This window comes from Faecalibacterium sp. DFI.5.82, from assembly GCF_029076575.1.
GTDB lineage: Bacteria > Bacillota > Clostridia > Oscillospirales > Ruminococcaceae > Faecalibacterium > Faecalibacterium duncaniae.
Genome location: NZ_JARFIS010000406.1, coordinates 1 through 316, shown reverse-complemented (window position 1 = coordinate 316; position 316 = coordinate 1). Strand labels below are relative to the sequence as shown.

The following is a 316-nucleotide window of genomic DNA, read 5'->3' as shown; positions in this document are numbered from 1 at the left end:
TGGGCAGCCTGCCCACCCTGCTGGCCGCTGTGCTGTTCGGGCCGGTGGAGGGCTTTGCCGTGGGTGCAGTGGCCGATATGATCGGCGGCACCCTTTCCGGCAACGCCATCAATCCGCTGATCACGCTGGGAGCGGGCTCCATCGGCCTGACGGCGGGCCTTCTCTGGCGCGCTCTGCCCAACCTGCGGCTTGGTCTGCGCACCCAGATCAGCGTGTTTGCCGGCCTTGCGGTGGGCTCCATTGTCATCAACTCGCTGGCACTCCACCTCTTCTATATCTATCCGTGTAGCGTGCTGGTGACCCGCATTCCCAACGC

The 316-nt window shown here is 65.2% G+C and carries 1 protein-coding gene; it reads left to right on the top strand.

Annotation, left to right across the window (positions count from 1 at the left end; translation table 11 throughout):
* The coding region (locus tag P0G09_RS17180) for a folate family ECF transporter S component (RefSeq protein ID WP_275253274.1) at positions 1–316 on the top strand (316 nt) is incomplete at both ends.